Below are 14,671 nucleotides of genomic sequence, written 5' to 3'. Positions count from 1 at the left end.
TTTCTGCGCCCTATGACCCGTAACGCTCGTCGCTATCACATCACCACCTTCGGCTGCCAGATGAACAAAGCAGACTCCGAACGGATGGCTGGCATCCTGGAAGACATGGGCTTCCAATGGTCAGAAACGCCTGATGATGCAGATTTAATTCTCTACAACACCTGTACCATCCGCGACAATGCCGAGCAGAAGGTTTATTCTTACCTGGGGCGGCAGGCCAAACGTAAGCAAGAGCAACCTGACCTGACGTTGGTCGTGGCCGGATGCGTGGCCCAGCAGGAAGGGGAAGCCCTCCTGCGCCGCGTACCCGAACTGGATTTGGTCATGGGACCGCAACACGCCAATCGACTGGAAGACTTGCTGGAACAGGTGTTCCAGGGTAACCAGGTAGTGGCAACGGAACCCGTTCATATCTACGAAGACATCACCAAGCCCCGTCGGGATAGCAAGATTACCGCCTGGGTAAATGTGATTTATGGCTGTAACGAACGTTGTACCTATTGTGTAGTGCCTAATGTGCGTGGGGTTGAGCAATCCCGCACGCCCGAAGCCATTCGTGCCGAGATGGAGGAGTTGGGACGGCAGGGCTATCCAGAAGTGACCCTATTGGGGCAAAACATCGACGCTTATGGGCGCGATTTGCCCGGTAGCAAGCCTGATGGTAGCCATCTGCACACCTTCACAGATTTGCTGTACTACGTCCATGATGTCCCCGGCGTAGAGCGTATTCGCTTCGCCACTAGCCATCCCCGCTACTTTACGGAGCGATTGATCCGCGCCTGCCACGAACTGCCCAAGGTGTGCGAGCATTTCCACATTCCTTTCCAATCAGGGGATAATGCGCTGCTGAAGGCCATGTCACGAGGCTACACCCGCGAGAAGTACCTGCGGATTATCGATACTATTCGTCGCTATATGCCGGATGCGGCTATCAGCGCAGATGCCATCGTCGGCTTTCCGGGTGAAACCGAGGAGCAGTTTGAAAATACCTTGCGGTTGGTAGAAGAGGTTGGTTTTGATCAACTGAATACCGCCGCCTATTCTCCTCGCCCAGGCACTCCGGCTGCGCTGTGGGAAAATCAACTTTCGGAGGAGGTGAAGAGCGATCGCCTTCAACGTCTCAACCACCTGGTTGCCACCAAAGCAGCGGAACGGTCCCAACGCTACCAAAACCGCATCGAAGAAGTCCTTGTAGAAGACCAAAACCCCAAAGACCCCAGCCAGGTGATGGGCCGCACGCGCACCAATCGTCTCACCTTCTTCAATGGCGACATCGAAGCGCTGCGAGGCAAACTGGTGAAAGTGCAGATTACCGAAGTGCGAGCGTTTAGCTTGACGGGAACAGCGTTGGAAATGGCGATCGCATAAGCAATGCTGAATGATTAACGCCCAGCATCTGCGGACAATGCAATACTTCCTGCGCGGAGCACTTGCCAGCCATCCTCTGTCCATTTCGCCACAGTAGATGGCTGCCCAGAGTTTGCAGCTTTGTTGCCCAGGTTGTCTGCCAAACTCCCTTCCAGGGCTTCTAATTCCGCTGGTGCAAAGGTCAACACCTCTGGGAATTGCTCGTTAATCTCTGCAATGGTTTGGAGGGGTGGTTTCCCGGAGCGGTTGATGCTGGTGGTAGCGAGTGGTCCTGTGTGGCGGAGCAAATGACGGGCGATCGCTCGATTCGGCACTCGTATGCCAATGGTGGTTGGATCGCTAGGGTTCATGGCAGAGGGGAGGCGATCGCTCGCAGGTAACACCAGGGTCAGCGCCCCCGGCCAGTAAGTATCTACAACGCGTTGCCATATGGCCCTTTCTGTATCGGTTCCGGTTACATAGGGCCATAAATCCGCTGGGTCGCCACCCATGAGAATGAGGGGTTTGGTTTCGCTGCGTTGTTTGGCGGCATAAATGAGGGCAGCAGCGTCAGGGCGGCTTGCGAGGGCAGGAACCGTGTCAGTGGGAAAGCTGATCAGGCGATCGCCCTTCTCTGCCGCTTCCACCAGAGTTTTGAATGAAACCTGTGCCATTGAATTGATGGATGAAATTAGTTGTGAAGGGTGGGGCGGGTGCAACCTGCCCCATCCTTCACAACTAATAATAGGATTGCTGTATCACAATGAATGACAGCAGATTGAATGGATACGCCGCCACCCAAATTTCTTGGGATGTCTATTGAGGAAAACACTGGCTATGAGTGAGCAGGCAGCACAGGTACGGCAACAGCTAACAGAAGAGTTGCATTCTTACTGGCAAGAGCGGTATCAGGCCTATCAGGAAGGGCGAGAGGTGGGGCGATCGCTTAACCTGATGGCTCAACGCATTCAGGCCGCTGATGCTCAGTTACCTGCTGCTGTAGAAGAGGCTTACCGTTTTTACCAGGAGAACTTAGTGGAGCGGGATATCGGCACTGTGTCTCTGTCCCATTTGCCCATCAACGGCATCCCCGTTTACACCATCATGGCCTCAACCGATGGAGATGATGGTTGGTTAGAGGTCTACGACGATGTGGGGGAATGCTTGGGAGTTGGGCGAACGTATTTAGAGCTGGTGAACTGGGGCGATCGCGACACGCTTCGTAATCAGGTGGAAACGGGGGAGTATCCGCCAGAGATGGATCGAGGCCAAACCCTCTGGGCGCAGGATTGATATCAAACTCTTTGGGCGCTAGCAAAACGCTCATTGCCCGATAAATCATGATGAATGGCGATCTGCTGGTAATGACCGTTTTGACGCAATAACTCAGCCACATCAACCCCCTGCCCGGCCATCATTTCAATAACCCAAATTCCCCCTGGCTTCAGGTAATTCGGAGCTACATGGACCAGGTGCCGGATCGCGTTTAGACCATCCTCGCCCCCATCAAGGGCTAGATGAGGTTCGTGATCCATCACCTCTGGTTCTAGCGTGGTAATAACGGCTCGGGGAATGTAAGGCGGGTTAGATACCATGCCACACAGTTGGCCATGCAGAGAGGTGAGAGGCGAAAACCACTCCCCCTGATGAAACTGAATGCGATCACCCAGGCCATTCTCAATCGCATTTTGTTTGGCCACCGCTAATGCTTCTGGGCTTACATCCACGGCATGAATATGAGCTTGGGAAAAAATGCTAGCCAGGCCCAGAGCGATTGCCCCACTCCCCGTTCCCAGATCCACCCAGTGCCCACTGTGAAATTCTGGGTCGGACGTCAGCTTTAGAACCAAATCAATAATTTCTTCAGTCTCAGGGCGGGGGATGAGAACAGCCGGAGTCACCCGCAGAGAAAATTGTCGCCAGGGAGTACGCCCCGCCAGATATTGAATGGGTACCCGCTCGGTAAGGCGTTGTTGCCAGAGTTGTTGCAACGCTTCCAAAGAGGTGAATAAAGATACGGCTGGGCGATCGCGCAACGTGCCCAGCCGTAACTCTAAACCATTTAAATCTGCAAGTTCTTGCAGAAGCCAATCCACTTCATAGGGAGGGATGTGAGCGGCGATCGCCTGCTCCTGAGCCAACTGATGCCATTGCCAGAGGGTAGAGCCCGAAATGGAATACTCGGCTCTACTGGCCTCAGGGCGATCGGTATTGTCAGGAGCGTGGCTCACGATGTTGCCCTTACCGCTGTCTGGGGTTTGCACCAGGAGCTGCCTGCTGCCCACCGAACTCTTCTTGGATATATTGCAAGGACTCGGTCGGTGGCACCAGAAACAGATTGTTCAGGGAGGGATCATCTTCAGACCGCAACACACTGATCAATGCTTCCAGGGTCGTGACCTGAATTTGCATTGTGTTAGCCAGGGAGGGATCCTGCTGAGAAACCCGGGACAGCAACGATTGCACCTCTTGCTGCTGGAAGTAAAGGGGGATTACCTGATTCTCACCCTGGGTAATGGTGAGGTAGCCGCCGCCATTCTGCGTGGATTCGGCATAAAACACCGGCACACCCTGAAATTCTTCTGCAGCTTGGCCCTGCTCTTGCAACAAGGTACGAGCCGCTGCCACCTGAGCGTCTCCAGGAACCAGACTAAACCGAGGAACATTACTTCCTTCCGGCGCTTCCGAAATCAGACGGAAAATTTCTCCCAGAGAAAGGGGTTTGATAGCAACCTGGCCTGCCAGGTCGGGGTTGGCTTGCCGCAGTTGATCCAGGAATGCCTGAGCATCCTGCCAGTTCATATAAACCTCGGCCACAGCGACACTTTGATCCCCACGAGTAACCGTATTGACGAGGGGGGCTCCATCGGGGGTAGTAATCGCAAATACGGGAACAGAACGGAGTCGAGCGGCAACCTGCTCATCGGTTAATGCTAAAACCTGATGGGCTGCGGTGATGAGGGTTCCCAGCAAGATGCTGCCCGCTAACCCTAGCCTGAGACCCCAACGAGTCCAACGTTTCATAACGACTCCTCGGCTATGCCTGAAAAACAACAAATACCTGGCCTGGAAAACGACGCATTAAACCTAATGACGACGAGAACAAGTTTCAAAATCCCAGCGGTATGGAACTCTTAGGAATTCTTAGTACTTGTAGCACAGTCCGGAAACTTCAGCTATGACTCTGTGGCAGTGTAGCAGGTGGCGATCGCCCCAATCAAAATGCCCAACCCTTTTTATGAACAGCTTTTGAACTCAAAGGCTGTCCTATAAAAAATATTAATTGGGGCAAATTTGTCAGCACGAGATCGAGAATGCAAGACTAATCAACGCATTCTCAAAACGATGCTAAAACTCAAAAATTAGTTCTTGGGTTCCCACCTGGCAAAGCGCAAGCCCACGGTTGCAGGTTCACATTGAAGTCATCCTTGTTACTGCGTCATCCCCTACAAAAAGTAGACGGAGAGGCGGGTAAAAGGTTTCTCTTCTAATATCAGATCGAATATCAGAGGAAAGTTTGGGTGAAGGAAAACTCTACTCTGATAGTTCTTAGATGAGCAATGAACTGAGTTACAGAATTTGGCTACGAATTATACATGAGTGGTTTGTAATACACTCAACTGATCTATATTTTGGTCGTGTTTCAAACGCGTGGATGGGATGTGGTGAAAGGAGCACTTCGCGTTCCTTTCACCACGCGTTTAGAACACGACCCACACCGACTTACTGGAAGCATAAGATTGGCCTGTAGGAATATTTTCAAATTTGATTGTTTGTGCATCTTGCGTGCAAACCATCAGCTTTGCAAACATTCTCGAACCCGCTATGCTATGTATCCGAATCTGCATTCGGTGATTCCACCCGAATCCCTTACTGGCGCGATAGTATTTCACTTTCTACCTGCCGTACTTTTTTTGTAATTGTTTCGAGGACACCTATGAATAGCCCCATTCGCTGGTTTGCTCGCTTGGGTCAGGGGGGTGCGATCGCCCTCCTCCTTCTAGTAACCGCCTGCCAAAATAACACCTCTACGGCTGAGTCTCCAGCAGCATCGGCTTCTGCGAGTCCTGCGGCGGCATCTGCCGATGGCCCCTTCAAATTGGGTAGCTTGATGCCGCTGACGGGAGACCTGGCCCAATACGGGCAAACCATGCAAGATAGCATCAATTTATTAGTAGATACGACCAATAGCTGTGGCGGGGCTTTGGGCCAGCCTATCGAATTGATTTCAGAGGATGACCAGACGGACCCAGCAGCAGGGGCGGCTGGTATGACTAAACTGGCCGAAGTGGATAGGGTTGGTGCGGTGGTTGGGGCTGCAGGTAGTGCCGTCTCCAGTGCTGCTGTAGATATTGCTGTACGAAATCAGGTGGTGCAAATTTCTCCCTCCAGCACCAGCCCCTCCTTCACCGATCGGGCCAAGAATGGCGACTTCAAGGGTTTTTGGGCGAGAACGGCTCCCCCCGACACGTTCCAGGGGGATGCACTCGCCCAACTGGCTCGGGAGCAAGGCTTCAACACTGTCGCTGTGCTTGCCATTAATAATGACTACGGTAATGGTCTGCTAGAAGCTTTTGTGCCTGCCTTTGAGGCGTTGGGTGGCACGGTTGTGAATAAAGACAACCCCACCAAGTACGCTGAAAACGCGACGACCTTTGACTCTGAATTGCAGTCTTCTTTTGGTGACAAGCCCGATGCAGTACTGGTCATCGGTTACCTGGAAACGGGCAGCTTGATCCTCAAGTCGGCCTACGAGCAGGGGTTGCTGGGGGGTGACACCAAAGTACTCCTGACCGATGGGATGAAGAGTGACGAGCTGGCAGAGAATGTTGGCAAAGGTTCGGATGGTCAGTTCATCACCACAGGTGTCATCGGTACTGCCCCAAGCGCGGGTGGCCCGGCAATCGATGCGTTTACAAAGCTGTATCAAGAGAAGTTTAACCGTGCTCCCAACGTGTACGATCCTAACTCCTGGGATGCCGCAGCAATCCTGGTTTTAGCAGCGGAAGCGGCTAAGTCGGGTCGGGGAGCTGACATTGAAGCCAAGTTGGATGAAGTGGCCAATGCTCCGGGTGAGGTCGTAACGGATGTCTGCAAGGGTCTGGAGTTAGTACGGGCTGGAACCGACATCGATTATCAGGGAGCCAGCGGTACCGTAGACTTCAACGCTCAAGGTGATGTGGTCGGTAGCTACGATGTATGGACGATCGGTGACGATGGCAAGGTGAAGGTTGAGTCAACCATTAATGTGGGTGGCTAACGCTTCTACTGACATCCACTCCAGTTAGTCAAATGGGCTGATAAGTATTTAATATGGGGCGCAAAACACCCCGTATTAAATACTTTGCGCTGTACCGGAGCAAAATTGCTAGACCTGATGGCTTTCTATTGGGTATGGCATGTAACACGCCATACCCAATAGAAATATGTAAATTCTGTATTTAAGAAAAAAGGTGCCAGAGGCACCTTCCCAAGGAACTTTAGATGAACACTTCGGTTAATTCATTCAATTGAGCATCGAGTTTGAGGGCGAAACCTCCAGGCTAGCTATTGGTAGAGATAATAGCGATCGCCAACTCGATTCAACTCAAACAAATCTTACTGACCAACTGTTGCCAGCTGCTTTTGCTGTTTTAGAATTTGGAGCTGCTGAAGCAGAGCATCGGCCTCGGCTTGTAGATGGAGCAACTCAATTTGCTGCGGTTTGCTGTAGGGAAGCCGGGGAGCCGCAGGCGTCAGAACTGCGACGTTGGATTGGCTAGCAGCATCAACAGAAGAATTCGATACCAGGGTTTGACTAGTCATTTGTACTTACTCACGCCACGAGGGTTATTGTATCTCAAACCTCGGCTCTGATTGTAGTGAAAGCTGCATTCCTGAAACCGGGGTCTGTGGCAGTTTCGCAATTGGTAGTGTTTTTTGCGTCATCCTATAGACACAATCCTCGGGCGATGACGCCAAATCAGGAAAATTTTATGTGGGCTCTGTACACATAAAAATTCCTTGATTTGGGCAGCAGTTCTCATGATGGGCTTCAAAGCCAAGATTGGGCTCCCGACGGGCGCGCAATCTTGGCTTTGAAGTCCAAAAACCGCTTGCCTTCGGCAAGCGGTTTTTGGGGCTGATTTTATACTGAGAACTGCTGTTATTTGGATCCCGAAAGCCGAAAAAGACAAAAAACGCTGTAATAAAAGCTATCGATTTTGAGTGGCTTGGTAGAGTCGCGATAGACTGGACTGATAGGCATGGGGCATAGACTCGGGTATTTACGTTGCCCTTCATCGGGTTCTGTTTCGTTCTGACGACCCCTGCCCAGCAATCAACCCGATGTGTTACATGGGGCTGGTCTGTTCTATCCTGACTAATGCCAGGATTTTCAACGTTTCTCGTAGATTGGCAGACGTATCGTGACAGTAAGTATTGATGCTCCGAGCGGGGAAATGTATCCCCAACCTGCGATCGCCGCTAACAGCTCTTATCAGGGCTGGCGTGGCCTGATTGAGACCTATCGCCCCTTCCTGCCGGTAACCGACAAGACTCCGGTCATTACCCTCCATGAGGGCAACACACCGCTGATCCCGGCCCCGGCGATCGCTGCCCAGATTGGTCGGCAGGTGGAAGTCTTCGTCAAATACGATGGCTTAAACCCCACAGGCAGTTTCAAAGACCGGGGGATGACCATGGCCATCTCCAAAGCGAAGGAGGCCGGGGCAGAAGCGGTCGTCTGTGCCAGCACGGGCAACACGTCGGCTTCCGCAGCGGCCTATGCGCGGCGGGGTGGAATGCGGGCCTTCGTACTAATTCCCGATGGGTATGTAGCGTTAGGTAAGCTGGCTCAAGCCCTGCTCTATGGGGCGGAAGTGCTGGCCATTCAAGGTAACTTTGACCAGGCTTTGCAAATTGTGCGGGATGCAGCCGAGCACTATCCTATTACCCTGGTGAACTCTGTTAACCCCTATCGCCTGGAAGGTCAGAAGACCGGAGCATTTGAAATTGTCGATGTATTAGGCGATGCCCCCGATTGGCTCTGCATCCCGGTGGGCAACGCAGGTAATATTTCTGCCTACTGGATGGGCTTCTGCCAATATCACCAAATTGGCAAGAGCACACGCTTACCCCGCATGATGGGCTTCCAGGCCGCAGGGGCAGCTCCCCTGGTGGGTGGATCTCCAGTCCCGCATCCTGAGACGCTGGCCACAGCCATCCGGATCGGCAACCCTGCCAGTTGGTCGAAGGCGATCGCCGCCCAGGAAGCCAGCCAGGGACAGTTCAATGCGGTCACGGATGAAGAAATTTTGGCAGCCTATCGATTGCTGGCTGCGGAAGAAGGCGTATTTTGTGAACCAGCCAGTGCTGCCTCGGTAGCGGGTTTGCTGAAGGTAAAAGATCAGGTGCCCACGGGCGCACGGATCGTGTGCGTGCTGACGGGCAACGGTCTGAAAGACCCCGACACCGCCATCAAACACTGCGAAAACCAGGTGAAAGCTGGAATTGCGCCTACTCTAGAATCGGTAGTTCGTACGATGGGGTTTTAGGGGCAGATTCATTCCCGTGACTCTCTCCACTGACCTGGGTTGGGACGCTGGATTTAACCAGGTGTCCTCCTCGTACCCGGGTCAGTTGATCCACGGTATCCCCAAGGGCGGCCGTTAGCTCTCGGCGAGTACGGGCATGGGTTTCCTGCTCTGCTTTGATTGCGCGGGTCAGGCGATCGCACTCCATCAATGCCTTTGTCAACGCCTGACGCAGCTCGTCAGGTGTTTTTAATGTACTCACCAACTCCTGTACTGCTTCGGGCACGCTGGGGTCGGTCGCTACGGGTGGGAGGGGAGGGTTTCCCTGGAGCTGCTCTAGCTCGTCCTGCAATTCCTCAATCTTGCGTTGAGAGAGGGCTGCTTCCGTACGTCGTTGCTGAGCTTCAGTTTGATAGAGTTCGCGCCAATTCATAGCGCTGGCGAAGGCCCCATCTCGCTCTTTGTGGGCATCCTCCAGCTTCTGCTGCAAATTCTTAATTTCCCCTAACCATTGCTGGACATCGTGGGACATTTCCAGTGCTCCTGATCCAATCCAATAGGTGAAAAAACGTGAGAGCCTAAAACAACAGTCGTGTCATTAACGGAGGAACCGGAAGAATGATAACGACCAGGACGGTAAGTGCCAAAAGGCCAAAAAAGTCGCGTCGATTGTCTAACTCGCTTACATCATTCAGGGCTGGCTCGTCCATGGCGGGAATAAATAGCAAAAGGATAGCCCACAACAGAAACTCCTGCTGCACAAATGAGATAAATAACACCAACAACCGGGCAATCTGACCAATTGTTGCGCCCATCCGTTGGCCAAACATGGCATGGACGATGTGGCCGCCATCTAGCTGGCCAACTGGCATGAGATTCAGGGCGGTAATGACAATGCCAATGCAACCGGCGATCGCCACAGGATGCAGATCAATAGTCTGTTGAGCTGCTAACTGGCCCCCCAAAGCCAATCGGCTCAAAATCGCCAGCAACAGAGATGACTGTGGATCAAACGAGTTGAAATTAAGAATGCTGGAGGTTTCGGTACGATCAACAACCGTTGAGTGCGCCAGCCCCCAAAATAGGAAGGGAAGGGAGGCCAGAAAACCTGCCATTGGCCCTGCAATGCCGACGTCAAACAAAGCTTTGCGGTCTGGAACGGGCGATCGCATCTGGATAAACGCCCCAAAGGTACCAAACGGAAAAACTCCTGTAGGGGGTACTGGAATAAAGTAAGGCAATGTGGCCCGCATGCCATTGCGACGGGCTGCGAGGTAATGAGCCATTTCATGGATACCCAGGATGGTCATCAAAGCGAGTCCGTAGGGCAAGCCAAGCAGTAAAACTGATGCATCCCCAGGCAATTCCTCAGCAGTTTTGCCCAACAGGACGATGCCCCCCAGAGTACAGGTCAGCAACGTTAAGGCCGACAGCACCAGCGCTACAATAGGACGTCCATCAGAACGCTTGGCTGCATCTCCCCGTCTGGCCTGTACATTGGGAACCAGAGCAAAGAAGGGTTTGCCGTTGCCCCCTTCTTGAAAGATGACGAGGAAGCGATCGCCAAACCGCATTTCGATGTTCTCGCGGATAGTTTGATAGGCTACCTCGGGCGAAGCGCGCAATTGCCCCCGGCAAATCAAAGCCTGGGGGCGATACTCGACATTTTGTAGGTAATAAACCGTCCAGGGAAAGCAAGTGTGTAGAGTTGCTTCTTCTTCGCGGTTGATGGGTTTGATAATGCCTTTTGGGTCGAGGGAAGCAGGGGGGATGGGAATGGTTTCAGGAGTAGAGGTTAATGTCTCCGATGGGGGCGGTGAGACGGGACGGCCCCACTGGATCAAAAACCAATAAAGAATTGGGCAAAGTACGAAGGGCCCTAATAATAGAATGGTAGGAATTTGAGCTTCTTCACCTTTCATCAGGATCCACCCCGTCCAGATTAGAGCGGGGGTCATCAGCACCAACCACAACAGCCATACAGGGGTGCGTGTGATAGTCGCCACACTCCGCTGTACCGTGAAGTAGGTGAAGAGTCCTAATATTCCTAATAGAAGGAACCAAGCCATGCTATCTAGTGGGCGCTAAGAGGGCTATGAATCAGCGGCAGTTAAGTACCCCACTGAATTTAATCGGTTTTAAGATGCACGTCATCACCCTAGATAGGGGATACACCTCTTCGATCATGATAGCTTTTTCACCCTGAGCCATTTCATCAATGCTTTGGGCAGTTTTGTGAGAATTACTTCTATATTGGTAAAGCTCATACAGAATTAGCCCTACTTAAAAAAATGTTTAAGCTGCTTACTATACCAAATCTGGTTGAAAAACTCGGAGGTAAGCTCCTCACCAGGTAAAACCGCTCCACAGTTTAACCCAGTGAAATAAGTCGCTTTACTAACCTGAGTTCGGATTATGGACTTTTTCGAGGCGCACACCTCGCCTGCCTCTGGAAACAGCCCATTTTAATTAGACCGAGTTGAGGTTACTTACAACATTAGTTCGGACAGTTTTTCTGAAACCCTTGATTTTGCGTGCGCTTCGCGCACGCAAAATCAAGGGTTTCAGAAAAACTGTCCAGAGTATTGTTACAAGAGAAACAGATGTTTTCTTGGAGGTAAATGGAAACAACGTTCCTCGCTTGTTGAGTATTTAATATCTAAATGGTTGATGCTTATAGCTACTTACTTCTGGTGCATTTACAGCGCTTTTCAAATGCTTAAAATCTAGTTGTTTTTGTGAGAGCCGTGCGGAGCCCGGTTCTCACAAAAAAACGTGGCTGATTCAAGCGCAAAGCGCTGTGGGTCTTAACTTAACTCAATTAACTTTCAGCTTAAGGATAATTTCGTCCAATGCATTGAGTCGTAAACCGTTATAGTTTGAAAGGCTGGGAAAAAGCCTGTTTAGGGCTAATATGGGTTGGAATTTTCAGAGCTGTTGATGGGTATTCGCACAACCTACAAAAGCGCAACCCTTCTCGGCACTCCTTCAGGCAAACTATATTTTCAAGGTTATGGCATCTGGACCGACTGAATTTGACTTGCTTCAACCTCCCGCAGTGGGCTCAGGGAAACTTCCCCGCCTGGTTGTAGAGGGGGTGTTTGCCTTTCCGCCCAATCGCAACACCATGGGAGGAACGGCTTACCTGGTGGTGGAGCCAACAGGCAATATTCTGGTTGATTGCCCGGCCTGGGATGAAACCAACGTCGCCTTTTTGCAGGAACAGGGAGGGGTGCGCTGGCTGCTGCTAACCCATCGTGCAGCCCATGCCCATGTGCGGGAATGGAACAATGCGCTTCACTGCGAGATTTTAATTCAGGAACAGGAAGCCTATTTGCTTCCTGGTATTCCTGTAACCCCCTTTTCTGATGAATTTCAAATCAGTTCTACCAGCTGTGCTCTATGGACACCGGGTTATTCTCCAGGTTCGTCCTGTCTTTATCACGCCTTACAAGGTGGACTGCTGTTTACAGGACGCCATCTTTTGCCCAACCAGGCAGGTGATCCCGTTCCTCTGCGGGTTTCTAAGACATTTCACTGGCCCCGCCAACTTCGTAGCCTGGAGCGGTTGCAGCGAGAGTTTTCGTCGGAAACATTGCAGTGGATTTGCCCCGGAGCGAACACGGGTTTTCTGCGGGGGAAGCGGGCGATCGACCAGGCTTACGAACGGCTGGGCCAATTGGACGTGGAGAGTTTGAGGAGCATGCAACCCGGGTTGTAAGGGTTGCTTCAAAAATTACTCATACCGTTTTTACAGCGCTTTTATGAAGCTGCGGAGAGTGGTGTGTGGCACTACGCTCCACACACCACTCTCCGCAGCTTCACATTGATTTGGTATATAGCAATGTGCAAGTGCGTTAAGTACAGCAACGGTGGTGTGGGGCACGAAGTGCCCCACACCACCGTTGCTGTACTTAACGTGCACAGCGCTATAACGTGCAGATTGCATAGCTCCTGCATTGTAAGCTTTGCAAAATTAAGATTTGCGCGAAGTCGGCGGATGCAACGCGTGGCTCGGTGGAAAGAGGGGAATGCTGAAATTAAGCCTCCTTGAGCCGTGAGCTATGACTGATTTTCTGGTACCCACTGATTCTGTATTACCTTCCGAGGCGGAAGCCACTCCAGATTTAAGTTCCTGGGTGCTGCGTATTACAGCATCGCCAGATCAACGGGTACCAAGGTTGCGGCAGGCAACCCAGGTTTTAGCCGCCATGCAGCAATTGGTGGAAATTGTTCAGGGGGTGCGATCGCCCGATGGTGGATGGGATCCCGATCGCCCCGCTACACCAGAGAATTTGCTGCCCTACGTCTTCGAGGAGGCTAGTGACTTACTGGATGCCCTTGAATCTACCCTGGATAGCTTTTCCCGTCGACCCAGTGAAGGGGCCGAATCCTGGTTATCTCAAGACCTGTGGCAAAACTACTGCTTAGCAGAGGATTTTGCCCCGCAATTGCTCTGGGGTATTGCTCGCAGCGCTTATGGTGTAATGCGGCTGCTGGAGGGGGTACGGGCTATTGTGCAGGAGGATGGGCGATCGCCTCGAGAATCTCATGGCATCGTTCGGATGACGGCTCTGCTCCAGATTCGGATTGCTGACCATAGCCAAACGATTGACCTGGTGACTCACCATCCTCCGGAAATGACCCTGGATACTACCGTTCCTATTCAATTGCTGGAAGGGTACCCCATGACTGAACCCCGTCCCGCTGGGGAACTGTTGCAAGGCTTTGTCCAACAAATTCGGATGACAACTCCAGCAGTTCTAAGCTTTCTCAATGGAGTTGCGGTTACAGGTCTGACCCCTCAGCATCGTTGGCAGACAGGTACCCTGCAATTAAAGATGGGGTTGGAATTTATCCCTGACTATGAAGTGACCCGAGCTGCGGTTGCCCTGCCCCAATCAGTGCCGATTCTCAAATTTACCGATACGGTGTGGCTAGAGGCTTACCGCACAACTGTTTTACAGCAATACCTGGCGACCTTGATTCCGCAACTGTCGGCCTACCAAAACATGGCCCAGGCCGACTTGCCACCGCTGGCTGACGATATCCTGCCACTGCTGGTACAGAATGCCTGTGAAGTGGCCAATCTGCTCGAATCTGCTCCTCCATTTCTCGCCCAACGCCCAGCAGAAGCGGGCGTGCCCTTAGCGGATCTGCTGCCGTGGCTCCTCTGGTGTGTGAGTCGCAGTGCCTATGAGGTGATGTATCTCATTGGTGGGCTGCGCTGTCGCTTGCTGCAACCCGGGCAGGCCTGGCAGTCTGGACTGCTGCGCTTATTGCTAACTCTTAAGGTCAGCACACCTGAGCATGACTGGTACTTTGATTTAGCAACCGGTCACATGCCGGAACCTGATGTCTTTCCGTTGGAGCCGGATGTAGTAGTTCAACTTCCTAGCCGCTTGGGTGGTAGCCAACCTTGCCTGATTGAGCAGTGGCAGAGCCGCGTGATGGCGGCGATCGAAAGTGCAACCCCTGAGTTGCGTTTTCTCTTGGAAGGCACTGCGGTAGATATTCTGACAAGGGAAGCCGAGGCAGTTCCGGCATTGGTGCAGTTGTTGGTCGATTTTGATTTCCTGGCTGATCTTCAATCCAGCTAGTACGCTGAGGCGGAAATCCATCACCTATGTTTTTGTGTGGGGTGCGAAGCACCCCACACAAAAACATAGGATGTAAACTTAGGCCGCAGCCTACTAGTGGGTCATTTGACTCGAATATCGCCATTTTTTATAGGCGGCTGTCAAGATAGTAGGGAACCCTTGGGTGCCCTGCTATGACCCGTCGCCAAAAACATCCCCTGCGTGATCTGA

12 protein-coding genes are annotated in these 14,671 nt (G+C 52.2%); 6 read left to right on the top strand and 6 right to left on the bottom strand.

Features of this window, described 5'->3' with window-relative positions:
- Positions 1–12: 12 nt before the first annotated feature.
- Complete coding sequence (gene miaB, locus H6F91_RS15630; protein WP_190772220.1) at positions 13–1,368, top strand: tRNA (N6-isopentenyl adenosine(37)-C2)-methylthiotransferase MiaB; 1,356 nt, start codon at positions 13–15, stop codon at positions 1,366–1,368.
- 14 nt (positions 1,369–1,382) lie between these two features.
- On the opposite strand, the gene H6F91_RS15625 is transcribed toward miaB, so the two are convergent.
- Positions 1,383–2,021 carry an L-threonylcarbamoyladenylate synthase gene (locus H6F91_RS15625; protein WP_190772219.1) on the bottom strand — a complete coding sequence of 213 codons (639 nt, stop codon included), beginning with the start codon at positions 2,019–2,021 and terminating at the stop codon, positions 1,383–1,385.
- Between the two features lie 163 nt (positions 2,022–2,184).
- Here H6F91_RS15625 and H6F91_RS15620 point away from each other — a divergent pair, with 163 nt between their 5' ends.
- Entirely contained in the window at positions 2,185–2,640 is a 456-nt protein-coding gene (locus H6F91_RS15620) for a hypothetical protein (RefSeq protein WP_190772218.1), read from the top strand.
- Between the two features lie 2 nt (positions 2,641–2,642).
- On the opposite strand, the gene prmC is transcribed toward H6F91_RS15620, so the two are convergent.
- Together prmC and H6F91_RS15610 are read right to left on the bottom strand one after the other, a co-directional pair.
- Positions 2,643–3,611 (bottom strand): peptide chain release factor N(5)-glutamine methyltransferase, encoded by a 969-nt coding sequence (gene prmC / locus H6F91_RS15615; RefSeq protein ID WP_347280043.1) that lies wholly within the window; start codon positions 3,609–3,611, stop codon positions 2,643–2,645.
- The gene (locus H6F91_RS15610; RefSeq protein ID WP_190772217.1) at positions 3,589–4,371 is read right to left on the bottom strand and encodes a Tic22 family protein; all 783 of its coding nucleotides are present in this window, start codon (positions 4,369–4,371) and stop codon (positions 3,589–3,591) included. Before H6F91_RS15610 ends, prmC begins: the two co-directional genes overlap by 23 nt.
- Before the next feature lie 913 nt (positions 4,372–5,284).
- On the opposite strand from H6F91_RS15610, the gene H6F91_RS15605 reads away from it, so the two are divergent.
- Positions 5,285–6,607: an ABC transporter substrate-binding protein gene (locus H6F91_RS15605; RefSeq protein WP_190772216.1), complete on the top strand. Its 1,323-nt coding sequence runs from the start codon at positions 5,285–5,287 to the stop codon at positions 6,605–6,607.
- 338 nt (positions 6,608–6,945) lie between these two features.
- Here the strand turns inward: H6F91_RS15605 and H6F91_RS15600 are convergent, their stop codons facing one another.
- Positions 6,946–7,152 carry a hypothetical protein gene (locus tag H6F91_RS15600; RefSeq protein WP_190772215.1) on the bottom strand — a complete coding sequence of 69 codons (207 nt, stop codon included), beginning with the start codon at positions 7,150–7,152 and terminating at the stop codon, positions 6,946–6,948.
- A 635-nt stretch (positions 7,153–7,787) separates the two neighbouring features.
- Here H6F91_RS15600 and thrC point away from each other — a divergent pair.
- Entirely contained in the window at positions 7,788–8,882 is a 1,095-nt protein-coding gene (gene thrC / locus H6F91_RS15595; protein ID WP_190772279.1) for a threonine synthase, read from the top strand.
- Here thrC and H6F91_RS15590 read toward each other — a convergent pair.
- Together H6F91_RS15590 and H6F91_RS15585 are read right to left on the bottom strand one after the other, a co-directional pair.
- Entirely contained in the window at positions 8,845–9,393 is a 549-nt protein-coding gene (locus tag H6F91_RS15590; RefSeq protein WP_190772214.1) for a hypothetical protein, read from the bottom strand. The genes thrC and H6F91_RS15590 overlap by 38 nt on opposite strands.
- Before the next feature lie 46 nt (positions 9,394–9,439).
- The gene (locus H6F91_RS15585; protein WP_190772213.1) at positions 9,440–10,930 is read right to left on the bottom strand and encodes a site-2 protease family protein; all 1,491 of its coding nucleotides are present in this window, start codon (positions 10,928–10,930) and stop codon (positions 9,440–9,442) included.
- Positions 10,931–11,874: 944 nt separating this feature from the next.
- On the opposite strand from H6F91_RS15585, the gene H6F91_RS15580 reads away from it, so the two are divergent.
- Positions 11,875–12,582: an MBL fold metallo-hydrolase gene (locus tag H6F91_RS15580; protein ID WP_190772212.1), complete on the top strand. Its 708-nt coding sequence runs from the start codon at positions 11,875–11,877 to the stop codon at positions 12,580–12,582.
- Positions 12,583–12,925: 343 nt separating this feature from the next.
- Positions 12,926–14,461, top strand: a complete 1,536-nt coding sequence (locus H6F91_RS15575) for a hypothetical protein (RefSeq protein ID WP_190789396.1) — start codon at positions 12,926–12,928, stop codon at positions 14,459–14,461.
- Positions 14,462–14,671: the final 210 nt, after the last annotated feature.

The sequence above is a fragment of the Leptolyngbya sp. FACHB-8 genome (genome assembly GCF_014695575.1).
GTDB lineage: Bacteria > Cyanobacteriota > Cyanobacteriia > Elainellales > Elainellaceae > Vacuolonema.
Note: the sequence above shows the minus strand (reverse complement) of the source record. Positions and strands in the feature narration are given on the sequence as shown.

Bases quoted from the DNA above. Each gene is read 5' to 3' on its own strand.
- H6F91_RS15585 (WP_190772213.1), bottom strand. From the start codon at position 10,930: ATGGCTTGGTTCCTTCTATTAGGAATATTAGGACTCTTCACCTACTTC.
- H6F91_RS15590 (WP_190772214.1), bottom strand. From the start codon at position 9,393: ATGTCCCACGATGTCCAGCAATGGTTAGGGGAAATTAAGAATTTGCAG.
- H6F91_RS15605 (WP_190772216.1), top strand. From the start codon at position 5,285: ATGAATAGCCCCATTCGCTGGTTTGCTCGCTTGGGTCAGGGGGGTGCG.
- thrC (WP_190772279.1), top strand. From the start codon at position 7,788: ATGTATCCCCAACCTGCGATCGCCGCTAACAGCTCTTATCAGGGCTGG.
- H6F91_RS15610 (WP_190772217.1), bottom strand. From the start codon at position 4,371: ATGAAACGTTGGACTCGTTGGGGTCTCAGGCTAGGGTTAGCGGGCAGC.
- H6F91_RS15575 (WP_190789396.1), top strand. From the start codon at position 12,926: ATGACTGATTTTCTGGTACCCACTGATTCTGTATTACCTTCCGAGGCG.
- H6F91_RS15600 (WP_190772215.1), bottom strand. From the start codon at position 7,152: ATGACTAGTCAAACCCTGGTATCGAATTCTTCTGTTGATGCTGCTAGC.
- H6F91_RS15580 (WP_190772212.1), top strand. From the start codon at position 11,875: ATGGCATCTGGACCGACTGAATTTGACTTGCTTCAACCTCCCGCAGTG.
- H6F91_RS15620 (WP_190772218.1), top strand. From the start codon at position 2,185: ATGAGTGAGCAGGCAGCACAGGTACGGCAACAGCTAACAGAAGAGTTG.
- miaB (WP_190772220.1), top strand. From the start codon at position 13: ATGACCCGTAACGCTCGTCGCTATCACATCACCACCTTCGGCTGCCAG.
- H6F91_RS15625 (WP_190772219.1), bottom strand. From the start codon at position 2,021: ATGGCACAGGTTTCATTCAAAACTCTGGTGGAAGCGGCAGAGAAGGGC.